Genomic DNA, 18,385 nt, shown 5'->3' on the forward strand with positions numbered 1-18,385 from the left:
TATGATCTCCTCCGTCGCCACGCCGGGGCTCCCAAGCGACCTCGCCGCGGACATTCGCTCTCCACTCAGGTGTTGGTTGACGTGGTCTCGAATACTGCGGTTACGATTCCGATCCGTCCTTCCATGAGATTTCTTCCCAAATTGGCGGCAAGCTCAGCGAAGTCCGGCCCCATCACCACGCCGAGATTTGGTGAGGGCGGTGGCCCCGACGCGCGCAGCATGGAGATCCAGGACTTGGCGGCCTCGGTGTCGTCCTGCCATGCCAGCGCGCGGAAGTCGGCGGATTCAATCGCCTCGCGCGTGGCGGCCGCAGTCAAGAGAAAGCTCGTTGCCGGCGTTCGCGCCCAGGGAACGGGGTAGTGGGGCTCGCCGCCTTGTGACACGACGTCAAAGGTCGCAAACCTGCCGCCTGGCTTGAGCACGCGCCGGATCTCGCGGTAGAGCCGCGCCCGGTCCGAGATGTTCATCGACACGTGCTGTAAAAACACGACGTCGAAGCGGCCGTCCACAAAGGGCAGCTCGAGCGCGCTGGCGGCCCGGAACGAGACCTGCCCACTCTGCCCAGTGCGCTCAGTCAGATAACGCGCAGCCTCCACGAATGACTCGCTGAGGTCGACGCCGGTAACCTCGCAGCCATAGGTCTGAGCCAGGTATCGCGCCGGCCCGCCCAGGCCGGAGCCGAGATCGAGAACCGCCATGTCGGCGCTGATCCCGACAGTCTTGGCAAGCTCGATCGTCGCAGCGAGTCCGCGAGTGTGAAACTGGTCAAGCGCACCCAGCTGCTGGGGTGTGAGCCGCCGATCGTGCGGTCCAAGGGCCGTGAGCGCCGTCTTCAGCCGCTCGATGAGGCCGGTCTGGTGATAGTGGTCGCGCACGCCATCAAGCACATCGGTCATAACGCGGTTCCTCTGATGCTCCCGGTTGATGGCGCAGATGCTGAGCGTCGACATCCCGCGTCACTCTCGATTTGCACGGCAGATGTACGACCGCTTCGCATGACGGACTATTCGCGATATTGTTGACAGGCCATGAAGCGGAACTTCACAATCCGGCAAGGTGCACTCGACGGCGTCGAGACGTTTCTTGCGGTGGCGAAGCACCGCAACTTCCGCCGTGCGGCCGCGGCTCTCGGGGTCACGCCGTCGGCCGTCAGCCAGGCAGTTCGGGCGCTCGAAGCGCGGGTTGGCGCGACGCTCTTCGCGCGCACCACTCGTAGCGTCGGCCTGACCGAGGCCGGCCAGCGCTTCCTTGAGCGCGCCCGGCCAGCCTTTGACGAGCTCGTCGCCGCCGGCGAGTCGGCGCGCGATCTAGGACGGCGCCCCACCGGGCTGTTGCGCCTCTCCGTTCCCCGGGCGGTCGTCCCGTTGATCCTGGAGCCGATGCTCGCCTCGTTCTGCCAGGCTTACCCCGAGATCGAGCTGGAGATCGCCGCAAGCGACGAGATGGTGGACCTTGTGGCAGGCGGCTTCGATGCCGGTATCCGTCTCGGCCAGTTCATCGCGCCCGATATGGTCGTCGTACGGCTAACGCCGCCTTTCCCATTCATGGTCGTCGGTAGCCCCGACTATCTGCGCCAGCGGAAGCGGCCGCAACGCGTCGACGATCTCCGTGACCATGTTTGCCTGCGCTTGCGTCGCTCGAATGGATCGATCGCGCCCTGGCGCTTTATCGACGGCAACAATTCGGTCGAGGCAACAGTCTCCGGGTCGCTCATCGCACACGACTACCCCACGCTCCTCGGAGTGGCGATCCAAGGGCTGGGCCTTGCACAGGTGCCCGGTCCGCTCGCCAAGGAGCCAGTTGCTGACGGTCGATTGGAAGCACTCCTCAAGCCCTTTGCCGTCACGACGCCTGGGGTCTTTCTCTACTACCCGGGCAGACGCCAAGTCTTGCCGAAGCTGCGCGCCTTTATCGAGCACATGAAGAGCCGCTCGGACCGTATCGGCAAAACCAGCATTCGCAATAGACGCTCGTCGAGTTAGTTACTCTGCCGATTTATCGCCTCGGTCTGACCTGGAGTTCGCCTCTCAATGTCGGCTATGGCACTCTTCGGACCTCGGGCGATGTCCGACTTGAGTCCCTGATGCGCACCAAAGCGGAAGTCCGCCGACGCCTACGGATTCATGAGTTCACGCCCTCGTGTGATGAGTCCGAAGTTCGCCCACGAACTTCGGAATCCGAATCACCCTCGATTCAATAGATGAGCGGGACACTGGAGCGGAATCCGTTCGGCTGGAATCACTTTTTCTTCGTCATTGCCGGGCTTGACCCGGCAATCCATCGTGCGATCGCAAGATGGACCCACGGATCAAGTCCGTGGGTGACGATAAGAGGATGGTTCCACCTAACCGGAACGCGCTCTAGAGATGTGATGGAAGCCGATGCCGACGCGCGTGTCGTTCTGGAAGCGCCAGGCAAGCTCCGAGCCGGTGCGGAACTCGGTGCTGCTGCCCAGCTTCTTGGCGTTGCGGTCGCCGTTGCCGTAGACGCCGGCCACGGCGCTCGGCGTCAGCACGATCTGGGTCCCGAACCAGATCTCGATCGCGAGACCGCCATAGCCGTAGGCGGCGTTGTCGGTATCGAACATGCCGCCCGCCACCGGGCGGAACCACCACAAGAGCGGCCGCCCGCGATACTCCACATCGACGAGCCCCGCTTTGCGTTCCTTGAGGAAATCGAAGGCACCCGCATGGACGCTCAACAGCGCCGGCGTCTCCGCCGCCGCCGGCGCCGCCAACAGGAGCCCGAGGGCAAGCCCGCCCATTCTCGACCAAGCGACCAGCCGCATGTTTCTCCCCCCGCCCCGGCGCCTAGCTCTTGGGCTTCCAGCGTTGATATTCCGCCTTGGTCTCCGCGTCGGCCGGATAGAGGCCGAAGATCGGCCGTCCTTCCAGCACCTTCTCGGTGACGAAGTCCTCGAAGCGCTCCTGCTCGGCGGCGTCCGCTGCGACTTCGGACGCCAGATGCCGCGGCACCACCACGACACCCTCGCCATCGCCGACCAGCACATCGCCTGGAAAGACCGCGACATTCGCGCAGGCGATCGGCTGGTTGATATCCACCGCATGATGGTGGATGAGATTGGTCGGCGCCGACGGGCCCCGGCAGAAGACCGGAATGTCGAGCTCGGCGATGGTGGGCGTGTCGCGGAGGCCGCCGTCGCTCACCACGGCCGCGGCCCCGCGGCGCATCAGCCGCGTGATCAGGATGCTGCCGGCCGAAGCGGCGCGCATGTCGCCGCGGCAATCCATGACCAGCACGTGGCCGGGCGGTATGTCCTCGATTGCCTTGCGCTGCGGATGCTGGCGATCTTCGAATACGCCGAGATGGTCGAGATCCTCCCTGGCTGGGATGTAGCGCAAGGTGTAGGCCTCGCCGACGAAGCGGCAGGCCTTGGGATTGACCGGGCGGAGCCCCGTCAGAAAGGTGTTGCGCAAGCCGCGCTTGAAGAGCTGCGTGGTGAGAGTGGCCGAGCTCGACTTCAAGAACAGCCGCTTCGTCTCCTCGCTCAGCCGGACCGCAGTCGCCGTCTTGGCCGTCATGCGCGCTTCTCCTTGCGGTTGGCCGGCGCCAACAACGCGCGGAAGCGGTCGGTCGCCTTGATCAGTTGCTGGCGGATGCCGGGCTCCAGGGCGGAATGGCCGGCATCGGGCACGATATGGAATTCCGCTTCCGGCCAGAGGCGAACCAGCGCGTCGGCGCTGACCGGAGGGCACACCATGTCGTAGCGTCCCTGCACGATGCTTGCCGGCAGATGGCGGATGCGCCCGATCCCGGCGAGGAGCCCGGCGGGCGCCAGGAAGGCGCCATGGCTGAAATAATGCGCCTCGATGCGCGCCAGGCCGAGCGCATGGACGTCGTTCGTCGATTGCGCCAGCAGCTCCGGATTGGGCAAGAGCGTCGAGCAGGCGGCCTCGTAGCGCGCCCAGCTGCGGGCGGCGGGCAAATGCACGGCCGGATCGGGGTGGACGAGGCGACGGTGGTAGCCGGCCAGGAGATCGCCTCGTTCGGCTTCGGGCAAATGCCCGGCGAAGGCGGCCCAGGCTTCGGGAAAGACCGTGCGGATTCCCGTGAGGAACCAGTCGATCTCGCTTTGCCGGGCGAGGAAGATGCCGCGCAGCACGAAGCCGAGGCAGCGTTCGGGATGGCTCTGCCCGTAGGCGAGCGCCAGGGTCGAGCCCCAGGACCCACCGAACACCAGCCAGGAGGCGATGCCAAGGGAACGGCGCAGCGTCTCGATGTCGGCGACGAGATCGGGGGTGGTATTGTCGAGGAGCTCGCCCAGGGGCTGGGAGCGTCCCGAGCCCCTCTGGTCGAAGATGACGATGCGGTAGAATTCGGGATCGAAGAAGCGCCGGTGGGTGGGCGAGGCCCCGGCGCCGGGGCCGCCATGGAGGAAGATGACCGGCACGCCCCTGGGGTTGCCGCATTCCTCCCAATGCATCACGTGGCGCGAATCGAGGCGGAGCCGCCCGCTGTTAAATGGTTCGATTTCTGGATATAGCTCGGGCGGGGCCATGGAAAAGCGTGTCGGCTGGTACGGAGGGCGGATCATAGACGCCATGGGATTCCTTGGCAAAGCGGCTCGGCGTCCCGCAGCCGCGGAATCGGCGGGGCCCGGGCGGTCGCGCGCCCCCGCTTCCGGCGGCCGCTGGCCGCGCTTTCCGATTGCGGGCGTGCTGCTGGTGGGGATCGCCGGCCTGGTGCTGGTCGCGGTCGCCAGCGTCCTCACCATCGGGCTCACCACCAGCCGCCAGAACACCTACGATCTCCTCAGGAGCAATGCGGAGACCGCGGTCGGCTACATCGTCGGGCAGGTGCATCAGCACCTGGATGCGCCGCGCCAGCAGGCGGAGTTCCTGGCCCAGCTCGTCGCTTCCAGCGAGCTGTCGCTCGAGGACAAGCCGCGTCTCGCCGACACGCTTTACGCGGCGCTCGCCGGCACGCCGCAGGTGGCCGCGCTGGCGGTTCTCGACACCGCCGGCCAAGCGTTTCGCGTGACGCGCAGCGGTGCGGTTCTCATCGACGACTGGAGCGCCGATGCGCGCGTTCGCAATTGGCTCGAGCTGGCCGGGCGCACCAAGCAATCCTTTTGGGGCGAGCTGGTCCGCGAGGGACCGCGCGAGGGTGCATTCATCAATCTGCGGATGCCGCTGTGGCGGGGAGGCAATTACGTCGGCATCGTCGCCAGCGTCGTCTCGGTGGGCGAGCTCTCGCGCTATCTCTCCGGCCTGGCCACCGCCGGCAGCGGCGTGCCCTTCATTCTCCTCGGGCGCGACCAAGTTCTGGCACACCCCAATCTCGGCGCCCGTTCGCCGGAGCTGGCACCCGGCCGCTTGCTGCCGGAACTGGATGCGATCGGCGATCCGGTGATCGCCGCCATCTGGTCCTCCCGCGCGATCCCGGCCCTCGGGACCTCGGACCGGCCGGGAGCGCTCAATGCCCATGTCGTCCAGAACGTCGTCGGTGCCGACTACGTATTTCTCTATCGGCAGATCGGCGACTACGGCGACACGCCCTGGTACGTCGGCACCTATTTTGCCCTGGGCGAGGTCGACCGGGAGCTGGAGCGCCTGTGGAGGTCGGCGATCGCCGGCGCCGCCGTTCTGGTGCTTTCCATCCTGGCGGCACTCGCCATGGCGCGGTGGCTCGGTCGGCCGATTCGCATGCTGGCCAAGGCGGCCGAAAGCGTGCGCGACCTCGATTTCACCGCCAGCGGCCCGGCCGCCGCCAGCTCCATCCGCGAGCTCGACGATGCCGCCACCGCCTTCAATCAGATGCTGGCGGGTTTGCGTTGGTTCGAGACCTATGTGCCGCGCGCGCTGGTCACCCGTCTCATGCGCGAAAGCCAGGCGCCGGGTGCCGGCTCCGAAGAGCGCATGATGACGGTGCTGTTTACCGACATTACCGGCTTCACCACCATGGCCGAGCAGATGGGTGCCGCCGAGGTCGCCTCCCTCCTCAACCATCACTTCACCATGATCAACCGCTGCGTCGAGGCCGAGGAGGGGATCGTGGACAAGTATATCGGCGACAGCGTCATGTCGTTCTGGAACGCGCCCTCGGCGCAGCCCGACCACGCGCTCCGCGGCCTGAGAGCGGCGCGCGCCATCGCCCGGGCGGTCGACAGCGACAACCGGGTGCGCGAGGCCGACGGCCTGCAGCGCCTGCGCATGCGCATCGGCCTGCATAGCGGCCTTGCCGTCGTCGGCAATATCGGCTCGCCCGGCCGCATCAACTTCACCATCGTCGGCGACACGGTCAATGCCGCCGCTCGCATCGTCTCCCTCGGCCGGCAGGTCGAGGCCGAGGTGGCGGTCCTGGCCTCTTCCGATACGGTCGAGCAGGCCGGGCTGCCGGCACGGGAGCTGACCAGCCTCGGCCTGCGCAATCTGCGCGGCCGGTCAACGCCGATCGAGGTCTTCCAGGTGGCGCTCGAAGCCCCGCAATAGGGCCTTCAGGCGGCGCGGATCTGCCCGAGGAACCCTTCGACCTCGCTGCTGAGGCGATCGGCCTCCTTGGAGAGCGCGCCGGCCGCTCCCAGCACCTGGGCGGCCGAAGCGCCGGTTTCTCCGGCAGCCTTGGTGACGCCGGTGATATTCGCGGAGACTTCGTTGGTGCCGGCCGAGGCCTGCTGGACGTTGCGGGCGATCTCCTGGGTGGCGGCCCCTTGCTCGTGCACCGCCGAGGCGATCTGGGTGGCGATCTCGCTGATCTGGCTGATCGTGCCGGAAATGCCCTGGATCGCCTTCACCGCATCGCCGGTCGCGGTCTGAATGGCGTTGACCTGGGCGGCAATGTCGCCGGTGGCGCGCGCGGTCTGCGTCGCCAGGCTTTTCACCTCCGAAGCCACCACCGCGAAGCCCTTGCCAGCCTCGCCGGCCCGGGCCGCCTCGATGGTGGCGTTGAGGGCAAGCAAGCTGGTCTGCCCGGCGATGTCGTTGATCAGCCCGACGATCTCGCCGATCTTCTGCGCCGCCTCGGACAAGCCTTGCACCTGCGTGTTGGTGCGACCGACCTCGTCGACCGCTTGGCCGGCGATTTCCGTCGACTGACTGACTTGACGGCCGATCTCGGCGATCGAGCTCGACAGCTCCTCGGCCGCGCTCGCCACCGTCTGCACGTTGGTCGAGGCTTCCTCGGAGGCGGCCGCCACCGCCACGGCCTGCCGGCTCGTCTCCTCGGCAGTGCTCGACATCGACTGGGCCGAGGACTGCATCTGGCTCGCCGCCGTCGAGACGCCTTCCACCACGCCCTTGACGCTCGCCTCGAACCGGTCGGCAATCGCTTCGAGAGCGGCCTTCTTCTCGGCCTCGGCGCGGATTTTCATCGCTTCCTGCCCGGCCCGCAACTGCTCCGATTCCAGCATCTCGTCCTTGAACACCTGCACGGCGACGGCCATCTCGCCGATCTCGTCCTTGCGCTTGCGTCCGGGAATGTCGGTCGCCGTGTCGCCTCCCGACAGGCGGTTCATCGCCTGGGTCATGCGCGCGATCGGCCGCGCCAGGCCGAATGCCAGGAACAGCGCAACCGGCACGGCGACGGCCAGGACCGCCAAGGTCGCGCCGATCAGATAGTTGCGGGTTTTGCCGGCGATCGCCTCGAAGTCTGCGATGTTCTTGACCACCTCGACGACGGCGATCGGCGTGCCGGAGAAATCCCGGAGCTGCCCAAAATAGGCGGCGACGGCGTTCCCATCGACGGCGGCGCGCCGGATCACTGGAGCGCCGGCGAAGGCTGCGGCGTATTCCGCCGCGGTGCCGACGGTGCTGTTCGGCAGCGTGGAGATGATCGTCTTGAATTCTTTGCCGTCCGCCAGATGGACGGCGATGTCGATGCCGAAGCGCGCCTTGATCGCGTCGACGAAGGGCTTGCCGATGCTCATGCCGACGTCGTAGGCGCCGATCTGCTTGTCGGCTTGCATCAAGGGCACGGTGCCGAAGATGCTCATCGCCGTCAGGCCCGGCTCGATGCCCGAGCGCGGCTTGCCGTCCTCAAGCACGCCCACGACCATCTTGCGGCGCGCCTGGAGGTCGTCGCCGAAGGTGGCGGGACTGTGCACCCGGACCACGACCGTGGCCGGCGGCCGCGATAGGGTCATCAGGTCGTAGCCGAAGGCTTGGGCAATCGCCTTCTGGCCGCCGCCCAGCTCGGCGACCAGCCGGTCGCGATCGCTGGCGGCGAATGCGCCCGGCACCTCGGGCAACGAGGCGGCGAAGGTGGCCAGCGCCAGGACGGTCTTGCGCTCATAGTCCACTGCCGCGAGCACGCTCTGATATTGCGCGCGCATCTCGCGGTCGAGTGCCAGCCGGGTCAATTGCTCCTGCTGCGGCAGGAACAAAGCGGCGAGCCCGGCGCAAACCAGGACCACGATGAGGGCGATGATGGCGACGAGCCGTGTCCTGAGCGAGTGCAGCTTCAGCATGTCGGAAGCTCCCGTTGGCGCTCGTTGGGCTCGCAGACCGCGCGCGGCTGCAAGACGAGCGAGACTGGTGGGGCATATCCCGGAATGAGCATGGCCCTTCGCGGGCGAGCCTAACCCTCGGCCGGAACGGCTCGCACTATACGAAGGTTGGAGAGCGGCCGAGCGAGGCGAACCGGAAGAGGCCGAGGCCGCGGAATTCGCGCGCCTAGCCCTCGATGGTGGCGAGGAGCTTTCCGGCGCGATCGAAGCAGCCGGCGATGAGCGAGCCGCCGAAGCCGCAGCCGGCATCAAGCGTCGTGGTGAACCCGGCGGCAAGCACGCCCGGATGCTGGACGTCGTAGCCGCGCACGATCATGGAGAAGTCGCCATAGGGCTGGTCGATTTCCGCGAAGCGGCCGCTGCCCCACCAGAAGCTGTCGCTCTGCGTCGTCAGCGGCCGGGTCACATCGATCCCGGCATGAACGAACAAGAGCCTGCCATCCTCGGTGTAGGCCGCCCGGCGAAGCGCCGCCAGGAACGGGTCATGGCCGGGTGCCGCCTTGACGGCGGCGCGGAGCTGATTGGTCCAGCGGGTGATCGCAACCGCCCCCTCGCGCGCGGCGGCGAGGCCCCGCTCGCCGCTGCCGCCATAGGCCGAAAGCGTCGCCCCCACCCCATGGCCCAGCATCCAGCTCAAGACTTGCCGGGGGTCGGTGGCGAATTGCAGCTGCAGGAGCTTGTGCCACATCTCCTCCTGCGCGCCCCTGAGATAGGCGACCGCGCAGACCCGGGTCCAGCCGCGGGCAAGGTACCATCGCCGGAAGCGCACCAGCTCGTCCAGCGTCGCGCGGACGCCGGCTCCGTGGCCCAGATAGTTCCCGAGATAGACGACGCGATCCTTGGGCGCCAAAGCTTCGCCGAGCCGGCGGTGCAGCTCCTTCAGCCGCTCCGCTTCGCCGTGGATCGCGGCGATTGCCCAGACGCGCTCTGCTCCATGCAGGATCGCGAACTTGTCGCGATCGGCCACTGCCCTGCCTAAACCCCGCTCCCAGCCGGCCTAAGCCGCGCGCAGCATCTGCTCGAGGCGTTGCGCGGCGGTCTGCTCGTCGATCTTCTCGATCGCCGCAAACTCCCGCGCCAAGCGGTCGAGGGCCGCTTGGTAGATCTGGCGTTCGCTATAGGACTGGTCCGGCTGGCCGGCGTTGCGGTGAAGATCGCGCACCACCTCGGCGATCGAGTTGGGATCGCCGGAGTTGATCTTCGCCTCGTATTCCTGCGCGCGCCGGCTCCACATGGTGCGCCGGGCGCGGCTGCGGCCGCGCAGCTTCGTCAGCGCCGCCTGCATCTCCTTGCGGGTCGACAGCCGACGCAGCCCCGAGGTGTGCGCCTTCGGCACCGGGACGCGGAGCGTCATGCGGTCCTTCTCGAAATTGATCACGAACAGCTGCAGATCGTGACCGGCGATCTGCTGATTCTCCACCGCGATGATGCGCCCGACGCCATGAGTCGGATAGACGACGAAATCGCCGGTGGCGAAGCCGGCATTCTTGAGCGCCAGCGCCGGCGACTGTTTGACCACCACCTGGGCGTGGCCCGGCAGCTTCGGCGCCAGTGCCGGCTGGCCCGGCCGCATCCCGTGCATCGGCCCGTGCAGATGGGGCCTTGGCGGCCCCGAGAGGAGGTGCGGCCGCATCGGCATCGGCCGCTTGCCATGAGGCTGCGGCGGCCGCACCGTCTCCGGTCGCGCCAGCAAAGGCCGCTCCGGGCTCGCGATCGGCGCCGCTGCCGGCTTCACCGCCGGCACCGCCGCAATGGGCGCCTTGGCCGTCATCGGTTTAACCGGGGGTTTCACCGCGGGCTTCACCGGCTTTGCCGGGGCCGCCTGGGCGGTCTTGACGACCTTGAGCACGGGCTGGTCCTTCCCCGTCTTGGGGCGATTCGCCACCACCTTGCGGGGGGGCGCCTTGGGGGGGGCCTGCTTGGCCTTCGCCGCCTTCACCGGTGCCACGACGCGGGGCTTCGCCTTGGCGGCGGCCCTGGTCGGGCTCGGACGCTGGACCTTGCTTCGGTCATGCCGGCCGGTCGGCTTCGCCTGGCGAATCGCCGCCGCCCGTTTCTGGCCGGGTCGCTTGGCGACGGCACGGTGAGCCGGCTTTGCCGGCGTGCGGGCCGTCTTGACCGCAGCGCTGGTCTTGTGCGCCTTGCCGGCCGAAAGGCCGCGGCCGGCCTTGCCAGCAGCGGCCGCCTTCTTGCCGGACGCGGGCAGCCGACCCGCGGCCTTGGTCTTGGAATTGCTCTTGGACATAGTCGTTGCAGAACCCTTTGCCTTTGCAGCGCCTTCCACGAGAGGTCAAAATCCCACCCGGCGGCGCCATCTGCCAAACCGCCCTACCCCGAATTGCTCTGAAAGCGGGCGAGGAGGCCGCGACGGACCCAAGCCGGCCCAGGGCTCCTCGCATTGACCCGCAAAGCATTAATATAACACATATCTGGCTAAAATGGTAGGGGTGGAGCCGGCGTTGCCCGCATACCAGCCTACACAAATTCGTGCCCCAGGGCGGTTTCCCAAGGCCTGGGGGAGCTCCCCGGCGGTCTTACCGCCGGTAGGGGGAGAGCCCCTCGCGCGCCCTACCGCTTGGCCGGCTCGGCGTTGAAGAATTTCTCGAACTTGTCCTTGGTATCCTTGAAGCTGTCGGCATCCGCCGGGGCCTCGCCTTTGCGGGTAATGTTGGGCCACTCCTCGGCATATTGCCGGTTGAGGGCGACCCATTTCTCCATGTCGCCCACGGTGTCGGGGACAATAGCCTCGACTGGGCATTCCGGCTCGCACACCCCGCAATCGATGCACTCGTCGGGGTGGATCACCAGCATGTTCTCGCCTTCATAGAAGCAATCGACGGGACAGACCTCGACGCAGTCCATGTACTTGCATTTGATGCAGGCTTCGGTCACCACGTAGGTCATGCTCGTCTCCGCTTTGCGGCCGCGCCATTGTTCCCCAACAGAGCGTTGCGGCCGACCGGCACTCACATATATCAAGCCGCAACGACAGCGCAACAACTGGGCCTTGCGGCCGAATCGGACGCTCATGCGGTCCCGCTGACCGTCGCCGGCATCGCCCCCGCCAGAGCCCGTGCCGAGACGCCGGAAATGGCCGGCGTCTACGATTCGGCCGCCCGGCTGATCAGCGCCCGGCCGGCGGAGATCGCCGTCGTCGAGAACGCCACCAGGGCCTGGGACATGGCGTTCTATGCCATGCCGTTCAAGCCGGGCGAACGCATCCTCACCGGGCAGAACGAATATGTCAGCAACGACCTCGCCTATCTGCAGATCGCTGGGCGGACCGGAACGGTGGTGGAGGCGGTCGCGGGGCTTGGCCGCTAACCGGAGCCTTCCTCTCCCGATTTCAGCCGGTCGGTGGCGCGGCGCTCGGCCTTGGTCGGCCTGCCGGCGCCGGGCTCGCGGGCGCCCGAGGGCGTGGGTGCACTCGAACGCGGCGGCGCCGGCGACAAGTCGAGATAGAGAGTGCGGGCCTCCGCCGGCGGGCCGCGGCGCTCTCCCAGCGCCTTTACTTCGATGACCCGGATATGCGGGCCCAGAGGGAAGGTCAGCACGTCGCCGATGCGCACGATCTGGTGCGCCTTGGTGACGATGCGGCCGGAGAGCCTGACCCGTCCGGTCGAGCAGAGCTTGGCGGCAAGGCTGCGGCTCTTGCAGAACCGGGTGAACCACAGCCACTTGTCGAGGCGCAGCGTTCCCTGAGGATCCTCATCGCTCATCGCCGGCGCGCCAGCACCTCGAGCTTGGCAAAGGGGGAATCGCGCTTGGCGCCGGGGCGCCTGGCGAGGCGCCGATGCCGATGCTCGACCCGGAAGCTGACCCCGTCCTCGCCCACCCCGGCACGATAGCCAAGCGCCACCAGCACGGCCGCGATCTCCCCCGGCAGGCAGCCGGCCAAGCGGACGAGCTCGGCGGTGGCGGCGAAGGGGCCCTTGGCCGCCATGCGCTCCGCCTTGGCGGCAACCGCCTCGGCCCGGTCGACCCGGAGCACGAAGTTGCCGAGCGGCAGATGCCCGATCGCATGATAGTAGCCATCGGGCAGGATGGCGGCCCTCGGCCACATCGCCGGTTGCGGCTTCGGCAGAGAAGAGGGTGCAAGCCCGTTGCGCACACCCCAGAGAAGCGCCTTCAGCCTAAGAGCGCCGGGCTTGAACAGCGCCGCCAGGTAGATCGCATGCGCTCCCAGCCTGACGCCGAGGCGCGCCAGCTCCTTGCGCTCGCTCTTGGCAAGCGCGGCCACCTGCGGGGCGGCTTCGCTGCGCCGGATGCAGCCGAGACTCTCGGCCAGCATGAAGGCAAGCCCGCGGGCAGCACCGTTGAGCTCGGCGCGGGTCAATTCGAGGAGCGGAGCCAAGCGCCGGTCGAGCTCCCGATCGAGCCATGCCGAAAGCCGCTTGGCCATGCGTTCGCGGGACGCCAGGTGAACGAACTCGTTGGCCAGCGGCTCCACCGTGGGCGCCAGCGCGCTTCGGCCGGCAGCAAGCTTCGCCACCACCGCCCCTTGCCAACGGATGCGGCCGTTCTCATCGAGTGCCAAGTCCGCGTCCGGTGCGGCGATGAGGCGCTCGATGCGCCGTTGGATCTCCGCCGGCAGCACGCGCCGTGCGGCGGCCAGCAGATGGCGCGCCGACTCCGCCGAGGCCTCGCCGTCGGGCACGAAGTGGAAACCCTCGAGATGACCGACGGGATGGCCCTCGACCAGCACCTCGCCGTCGCTGCGGACAGAGGCCATCAGCTCCGCCGGGTCGCTGAGCGCCTTCACCAGCACGGCGGCCCGACGGTCGACGAAGCGCTGGGTCAAGCGATCGTGCAGCGCATCGGAGAGCTTGTCCTCGATCGCCCGCGTGCGCTCCTGCCAGTGCAGCGCCTCGGCCAGCCAGTCGGCGCGGTGGGCCACATAGCTCCAGGTGCGGATATGGGAGATGCGCTGGGTCAAGGTGTCGATGTCGCCATCCCCGCGGTCGAGACGATCGACCTGGCGAGCGACCCAATCGGCCGGCAGCCGCCCCTCGGGCTCAGAGAGATAGTGGAAGATCTGCGCCAGCAGCCTGGTATGCCCTTCGGCCATGGTGCGACGGAAATCCGGGACCTGGCAGACCTCCCACAAGAGCCGCACCCGATCGGGCGAACCGGCGCGAGCGATGACGGCCTCGTCGCGCGCCAGTGCCTGGAGGGCCAGCTGATCGTCGGCATCGCGCTTGCGGATGAGGAAGGAGAGCGAGGGCCGCTGCTCCAGGCTCTGGATGAGGGCGGCGACCGAGCGGAACGACAAGGCATCGTTGCGCCAGAGGAGATGGGTCACCGGATCGAAGCGGTGGTCCTCGATGCGCTCGACCAGCTCCTGCTCGAGCGGGCCCACCTCGGCGGTGGTGCCGAAGCTGCCGTCGCTCATGTGCCGGCCGGCGCGCCCGGCGATCTGCGCCAGCTCGGCCGCACCCAGTCGACGCTGGCCGCGTCCGTCGAACTTGGCGAGCCCGGCAAAGCTCACATGGTCCAGGTCCATGTTGAGGCCCATGCCGATGGCATCGGTCGCCACCAGATAGTCGACCTCGCCCGCCTGGTACATGCCGACCTGGGCGTTCCGTGCCCTTGGGCTCAAGGCCCCCATCACCACCGCGGTGCCGCCCCGCTGCCGGCGAACCACTTCGGCGATGGCGTAGACCTCGGCCGCCGAAAAGGCGACCACCGCCGCGCGGCGCGGCAGCCGGGTCAGCTTCTTCGGGCCGGCATAGGTCAAGGTCGAGAACCGCGGCCGCGCCACGAACTCGATCTCGGGAACCAGTCGACGAATGAGCGGCTTTGCCGTCTCGGCGCCGAGGAACATCGTCTCCTCGAGGCCGCGGGCCTCCAGGATGCGCTGGGTGAAGACATGGCCCCGCTCCCAGTCGGCGGCCAGCTGCACCTCATCGACGGCAAGGAACGCCACCGGCCGGTCGAGCGGCATCGATTCGGTGGTGCACACGAAATAGCGGGCACCCGGCGGGACGATCTTCTCCTCGCCGGTGATCAGCGCCACGTGGCGAGCACCCTTCAGGCGAACGATCTTCTCGTAGTTTTCCCGCGCCAAGAGCCGCAAGGGAAAGCCGATGCTGCCCGAACGGTGGCCGAGCATGCGCTCGATGGCGAGATAGGTCTTGCCGGTGTTGGTCGGGCCGAGTACGGCGGTGATGCGCGTGCGTCCGTCGCGAGCCACGGCTGGTCCTTGAACCACGAACCCCTCCAAGATCGTCTTTCGCCAAGGCGCTTGCAAGCGCCGCCGGAAATCGCGTTAAGAAGTCGGGACCGGGGAGCACGGGTCGGATGGAGCATGGATTGCGGATCGGGCGACTCGCCCCCCTGGCGCTCGTCTGGCTGTTGGCGTGGGCAAGCGGGCTCGCCGCCGCCGGAGCGGTCGGGATCGGCGAGCCCATGGGCCTGGAGGCCGATTCGGTCCTCGCCTCCTGGCACGCGCCCGGCGGCGGCTCGGCGCTTCTCGCCCATGGCCGGACCCGGGCGGAAGCGGCCGTGGGCGGATGGCAGCTCCTCTTGCCGCCGCTCGACTGGATCAGGGCCGGCCATGAACGGCTCACCCTCGCCGGGGCGAGCCTTGAGATCGTGCCGGTGGACGAGGAGCGGGCGCGGGTGCGCCTCACGCTCCCGGCGACCATGCCGCTGTTCGATCGCACCGGTCAGAGAAGCGGCCAAGTCACCCTCGGCCGCCAGCGCATCGAGGGACTCTGGGACCGGCGCTTGGGCGGCCTTAGCCGGCTGGACCTCAGGATCGATCAGATCCGCGGGCGCGGGCGGAACGGCCGGGAGAGCTTTCACCTCGCGACGATGAGCCTGGAGGCTCGCTTCGAGGAGGGTGCGGCCGGCGCTTGGAGCGGCAAATGGTCGGTGGAGCTGAGCGATCTCAGCCTGGGCGAGGGCGCCGAGCGGGTGCGGCTCGCCCTCATCAACCTCGCCGGAAGTGCCGGCAAAATGCGCCTCCTCGACTATGCCGCCGCCGCCCAGGCGATGGGCATCGATTGGCGCCGCGGTCCGCAAGGCAATCTCCGGGCAGCCTTCGCCCGGCAGCTGCCGGCGCTCATCGGTCCCGTCGACCTCAGCCTCTCCGTCCATGGGCTCGAGCTGGGCAGTGCCGGCCGAGAGCCCGCCTTTGCGCTCGACCACGCCAAGACGCGGCTCATGCTCGAGCCCGCCGGAGGCGAGCGCCTTTCCGGACATCTCGTGCATGAGCAGAGCGGATTTCTAAGCCCGCTCATGCCGAGCGAGCTCACGCCGGCACGCATCGATCTGGCGCTCGACATGACCGACGCGCTGGCTGCCGCCCTCGGCACGCTGTTTGCCGCCGGTCCGCTGGCCGCCTTGCAGGCGGCGGGTGCCCGCATCGTCCTCCCGCATGGACTGGCCGAGAACGCCAGCCTCGCCTTGACGCTGAAAGGTTCGGTGGCGTCCGCGGTGCCGGGTGCCCCCTATGTCGGCGCGATCGAGGCGAGCCTCGCGGGCCTGCCCGAGCTTCTCGATGGAGCAGCCAAGCGCCCGGCTGAGCCCGGCCGATCCAACCATGCGCTCATGCTGACGCTGGTCCGAGGCTTCGGCCAGCCGCGCCTGGGCGCCGACCGGCGGATCCTCTACGACTATCACCTCGAGCTCGACCCGGCCGGACGGCTCACCGTCAATGGTCACGACCTGACGGCGCTGAAGGCCTTGCTCACCCGGCCTTGAGCCCCGGACGGGTGGACCCGGGATGCTTTACCCGGAGCATTCCCCTTGCAGGCCGGGCCGGTTTCGCACATATGAGCGGCGTAGCAAAGACCTAGTACCGACTTTCGTAGAAAGTCGGTACAAATCGTTTTAGGCAAGTACCTGATTCACGTGCAAATTCGTGAGTCGACTGCGACTCACGAATTTGCGCGATCAGGTACTGGCGGAGGAGCGACAAGAAGATGTCCGAGGCACAGACCACCGAGACTCAGCCCCCCGAGAGTCGACCCGGGGAGAAGATGAGCTTCCAGGCCGAGGTGAGCCGGCTTCTCGATATCGTCGCGCATTCGCTCTACAGCGAAAAAGAGATCTTCCTGCGCGAGCTCATCTCCAACGCCTCGGATGCCTGCGATCGCCTGCGCTATGCCGCGATCACCCAGCCGGATCTCGCCGAGGGCGGCGGCGCGTACACGATCTCGCTTGGCCTCGACAAGGAGGCCCGCACGCTCACCGTCGCCGACAATGGCATCGGCATGAGCAAGGCGGAGATCGTCGACAATCTCGGCACCATCGCCCGCTCCGGCACCTCGGCGTTCCTGAACCAACTTTCCGGCGACGCGAAAAAGGACGTGGCGCTCATCGGCCAGTTCGGCGTCGGCTTCTATTCCGCCTTCATGGTCGCCGACAAGGTCGAGGTGCTGGCGCGCAAGGCGGGCGAGCGCGAGGCCTGGCTGTGGTCTTCCGACGGCAAGGGCGAATTCACCGTCACGGCGGCCGAGAAGAGCGGCCGCGGCACCGCCGTGGTGCTGCATCTCAAGGCCGAGGACGGCGAGTTCCTCGAGCCCATGCGCTTGCGCGAGATCGTCAAGCGCTACTCCGACCACATCCAGGTTCCCATCGAGCTCACCGAGGGTGGCAAGCCCGAGACCTTGAATGCCGCCTCGGCCCTGTGGAGCCGGCCGAAATCGGAGATCACCGAGCAGCAATACCGCGAATTCTACCGGCACGTCGCCCATGCCCTCGACCAGCCCTGGCTCACCATCCACCACAAGGCCGAGGGCACGATCGAATACACGAGCCTCTTGTACGTGCCGGAGTCGAAGCCTTTCGATCTGTTTCATCCCGACCGCCGGCACCGGGTGAAGCTCTATCTGAAGCGGGTCTACATCACGGACGACTGCAAGGAGCTGGTGCCGACCTGGCTCAGGTTCCTGCGCGGCGTCGTCGATACCCCGGATCTGGCGCTCAATGTCAGCCGCGAGATGCTGCAGAAGAGCCCGCTGATGGCCAAGATCCGGGGCGGCATCACCAAGCGGGTGCTGAGCGAGCTGCAGAAGCAGGCCGACGCCGATCAGGAATCCTACGGCAAGTTCTGGGAGAATTTCGGCGCGGTCTTGAAGGAAGGCCTCTATGAGGACCGCGGCGAGCACCGCGATGCCATCCTCAAGCTCTCCCGCTTCCACTCGACCAACGGGCCGGCGCTTGCCAGCCTAGCCCAGTACATCGCCCGCATGAAGGACGGACAGGACGCGATCTACACGATCAGCGGCGAGGAGCTGGATGCGCTCCGCGCCAGCCCGCAGCTCGAAGGCTTCGCCGCCAAGGGCGTGGAGGTGCTGCTGCTGACCGACCCGATCGACGAGTTCTGGGTATCGACGATCAACGACTATGAGGGCAAGCCGTTCAAGTCGGCGACGCGCGGCGGCGTCGATCTTGCCAAGATCAAGTCCGCCGACAAGCCGCTCGAGCCCGAGGCGGCGACGGACGACATCGGCGCGCTCTTGGCCATGTTCAAGCTGGCCTTGGGCGACAGCGTCAAGGACGTGCGCAAGACCGAGCGGCTGACCGACAGCGCGGTCTGCCTCGTTGCCGACGAGCACGATCTCGACATGCGGCTCGAACGCATGCTCAGGCAGCACAAGCAGCTCGAAGCCGGCTTCAAGCGCATCCTCGAGGTCAACCCCAAGCACAAGCTCGTGCGCAAGCTCGCCCAAATGGCGAGCCGGAAGGGTGCGGCCCCGGTGATCGAGGAGAGCGCCAAGCTGCTCTTGGATCAGGCGCGCATCGTCGAAGGCGAGCCGGTGCCCGATCCCAAGGCCTTCGCCAAGCGGCTGGCCGACATGCTGGAGCGCGGTCTGGTCGCTTGATGCTGCACTGGCGCAGGGACCCGTTGCAGTCATCGCATGCCCCCACCCCTGCCCTCCCCCAACAGGTTGGGGGAGGGGGAAAATAGGC

The 18,385-nt window shown here is 67.6% G+C and carries 15 protein-coding genes; 5 read left to right on the top strand and 10 right to left on the bottom strand.

What is annotated here, in order from left to right; genetic code table 11:
- Positions 1–65: 65 nt before the first annotated feature.
- On the bottom strand, positions 66–896 hold the full coding sequence (locus HY058_00100) for a class I SAM-dependent methyltransferase (GenBank protein MBI3495685.1): 831 nt from the start codon (positions 894–896) through the stop codon (positions 66–68).
- A 132-nt stretch (positions 897–1,028) separates the two neighbouring features.
- On the opposite strand from HY058_00100, the gene HY058_00105 reads away from it, so the two are divergent.
- Positions 1,029–1,982, top strand: coding sequence for a LysR family transcriptional regulator (locus HY058_00105; protein MBI3495686.1), 954 nt, complete (start codon positions 1,029–1,031; stop codon positions 1,980–1,982).
- Between the two features lie 362 nt (positions 1,983–2,344).
- Here HY058_00105 and HY058_00110 read toward each other — a convergent pair whose 3' ends face one another.
- From HY058_00110 to pip, 3 genes are read right to left on the bottom strand one after another with little or no spacing between them, the layout of a single operon-like run.
- Positions 2,345–2,788 carry an acyloxyacyl hydrolase gene (locus tag HY058_00110; GenBank protein ID MBI3495687.1) on the bottom strand — a complete coding sequence of 148 codons (444 nt, stop codon included), beginning with the start codon at positions 2,786–2,788 and terminating at the stop codon, positions 2,345–2,347.
- Positions 2,789–2,810: 22 nt separating this feature from the next.
- A complete protein-coding gene (locus HY058_00115) occupies positions 2,811–3,542 on the bottom strand; it encodes a ribonuclease activity regulator RraA (GenBank protein MBI3495688.1) in 732 nt (243 codons plus the stop codon).
- Entirely contained in the window at positions 3,539–4,519 is a 981-nt protein-coding gene (gene pip, locus HY058_00120; protein MBI3495689.1) for a prolyl aminopeptidase, read from the bottom strand. The genes HY058_00115 and pip overlap by 4 nt, the downstream gene beginning before the upstream one ends.
- Between pip and HY058_00125 the strand changes: the two genes are divergently transcribed.
- The gene (locus HY058_00125) at positions 4,518–6,452 is read left to right on the top strand and encodes a HAMP domain-containing protein (protein MBI3495690.1); all 1,935 of its coding nucleotides are present in this window, start codon (positions 4,518–4,520) and stop codon (positions 6,450–6,452) included. The two genes, pip and HY058_00125, sit on opposite strands and share 2 nt — an antisense overlap.
- Before the next feature lie 5 nt (positions 6,453–6,457).
- Here the strand turns inward: HY058_00125 and HY058_00130 are convergent, their stop codons facing one another.
- The 4 genes from HY058_00130 to HY058_00145 form a co-directional block, all read right to left on the bottom strand.
- Complete coding sequence (locus HY058_00130; GenBank protein ID MBI3495691.1) at positions 6,458–8,425, bottom strand: HAMP domain-containing protein; 1,968 nt, start codon at positions 8,423–8,425, stop codon at positions 6,458–6,460.
- Between the two features lie 205 nt (positions 8,426–8,630).
- Complete coding sequence (locus HY058_00135; protein ID MBI3495692.1) at positions 8,631–9,431, bottom strand: hypothetical protein; 801 nt, start codon at positions 9,429–9,431, stop codon at positions 8,631–8,633.
- 30 nt (positions 9,432–9,461) lie between these two features.
- The gene (locus HY058_00140; GenBank protein MBI3495693.1) at positions 9,462–10,037 is read right to left on the bottom strand and encodes a CarD family transcriptional regulator; all 576 of its coding nucleotides are present in this window, start codon (positions 10,035–10,037) and stop codon (positions 9,462–9,464) included.
- A gap of 995 nt (positions 10,038–11,032) precedes the next feature.
- Entirely contained in the window at positions 11,033–11,368 is a 336-nt protein-coding gene (locus tag HY058_00145) for a ferredoxin family protein (protein ID MBI3495694.1), read from the bottom strand.
- A 186-nt stretch (positions 11,369–11,554) separates the two neighbouring features.
- Between HY058_00145 and HY058_00150 the strand changes: the two genes are divergently transcribed.
- Positions 11,555–11,788, top strand: a complete 234-nt coding sequence (locus HY058_00150; protein ID MBI3495695.1) for an aminotransferase class V-fold PLP-dependent enzyme — start codon at positions 11,555–11,557, stop codon at positions 11,786–11,788.
- On the opposite strand, the gene HY058_00155 is transcribed toward HY058_00150, so the two are convergent.
- Together HY058_00155 and HY058_00160 are read right to left on the bottom strand one after the other, a co-directional pair.
- Entirely contained in the window at positions 11,785–12,183 is a 399-nt protein-coding gene (locus tag HY058_00155) for an RNA-binding S4 domain-containing protein (protein ID MBI3495696.1), read from the bottom strand. The two genes, HY058_00150 and HY058_00155, sit on opposite strands and share 4 nt — an antisense overlap.
- A complete protein-coding gene (locus tag HY058_00160; GenBank protein MBI3495697.1) occupies positions 12,180–14,576 on the bottom strand; it encodes a disulfide oxidoreductase in 2,397 nt (798 codons plus the stop codon). The genes HY058_00155 and HY058_00160 overlap by 4 nt, the downstream gene beginning before the upstream one ends.
- A gap of 188 nt (positions 14,577–14,764) precedes the next feature.
- Here HY058_00160 and HY058_00165 point away from each other — a divergent pair, with 188 nt between their 5' ends.
- On the top strand, positions 14,765–16,171 hold the full coding sequence (locus tag HY058_00165) for a hypothetical protein (GenBank protein ID MBI3495698.1): 1,407 nt from the start codon (positions 14,765–14,767) through the stop codon (positions 16,169–16,171).
- 221 nt (positions 16,172–16,392) lie between these two features.
- Positions 16,393–18,297 carry a molecular chaperone HtpG gene (gene htpG / locus HY058_00170; GenBank protein MBI3495699.1) on the top strand — a complete coding sequence of 635 codons (1,905 nt, stop codon included), beginning with the start codon at positions 16,393–16,395 and terminating at the stop codon, positions 18,295–18,297.
- Positions 18,298–18,385: the final 88 nt, after the last annotated feature.

The sequence above is a fragment of the Pseudomonadota bacterium genome, from assembly GCA_016195085.1.
Lineage (GTDB): Bacteria > Pseudomonadota > Alphaproteobacteria > SHVZ01 > SHVZ01 > JACQAG01.

Excerpts from the sequence above, each read along its gene's own strand:
- HY058_00100 (MBI3495685.1), bottom strand. The coding sequence starts at position 896 with ATGACCGATGTGCTTGATGGCGTGCGCGACCACTATCACCAGACCGGC.
- HY058_00105 (MBI3495686.1), top strand. The coding sequence starts at position 1,029 with ATGAAGCGGAACTTCACAATCCGGCAAGGTGCACTCGACGGCGTCGAG.
- HY058_00110 (MBI3495687.1), bottom strand. The coding sequence starts at position 2,788 with ATGCGGCTGGTCGCTTGGTCGAGAATGGGCGGGCTTGCCCTCGGGCTC.
- HY058_00115 (MBI3495688.1), bottom strand. The coding sequence starts at position 3,542 with ATGACGGCCAAGACGGCGACTGCGGTCCGGCTGAGCGAGGAGACGAAG.
- HY058_00125 (MBI3495690.1), top strand. The coding sequence starts at position 4,518 with ATGGAAAAGCGTGTCGGCTGGTACGGAGGGCGGATCATAGACGCCATG.
- pip (MBI3495689.1), bottom strand. The coding sequence starts at position 4,519 with ATGGCCCCGCCCGAGCTATATCCAGAAATCGAACCATTTAACAGCGGG.
- HY058_00130 (MBI3495691.1), bottom strand. The coding sequence starts at position 8,425 with ATGCTGAAGCTGCACTCGCTCAGGACACGGCTCGTCGCCATCATCGCC.
- HY058_00140 (MBI3495693.1), bottom strand. The coding sequence starts at position 10,037 with ATGCGGCCGGGCCAGCCGGCACTGGCGCCGAAGCTGCCGGGCCACGCC.
- HY058_00145 (MBI3495694.1), bottom strand. The coding sequence starts at position 11,368 with ATGACCTACGTGGTGACCGAAGCCTGCATCAAATGCAAGTACATGGAC.
- HY058_00150 (MBI3495695.1), top strand. The coding sequence starts at position 11,555 with ATGGCCGGCGTCTACGATTCGGCCGCCCGGCTGATCAGCGCCCGGCCG.
- HY058_00155 (MBI3495696.1), bottom strand. The coding sequence starts at position 12,183 with ATGAGCGATGAGGATCCTCAGGGAACGCTGCGCCTCGACAAGTGGCTG.
- HY058_00160 (MBI3495697.1), bottom strand. The coding sequence starts at position 14,576 with ATGCTCGGCCACCGTTCGGGCAGCATCGGCTTTCCCTTGCGGCTCTTG.
- HY058_00165 (MBI3495698.1), top strand. The coding sequence starts at position 14,765 with ATGGAGCATGGATTGCGGATCGGGCGACTCGCCCCCCTGGCGCTCGTC.
- htpG (MBI3495699.1), top strand. The coding sequence starts at position 16,393 with ATGTCCGAGGCACAGACCACCGAGACTCAGCCCCCCGAGAGTCGACCC.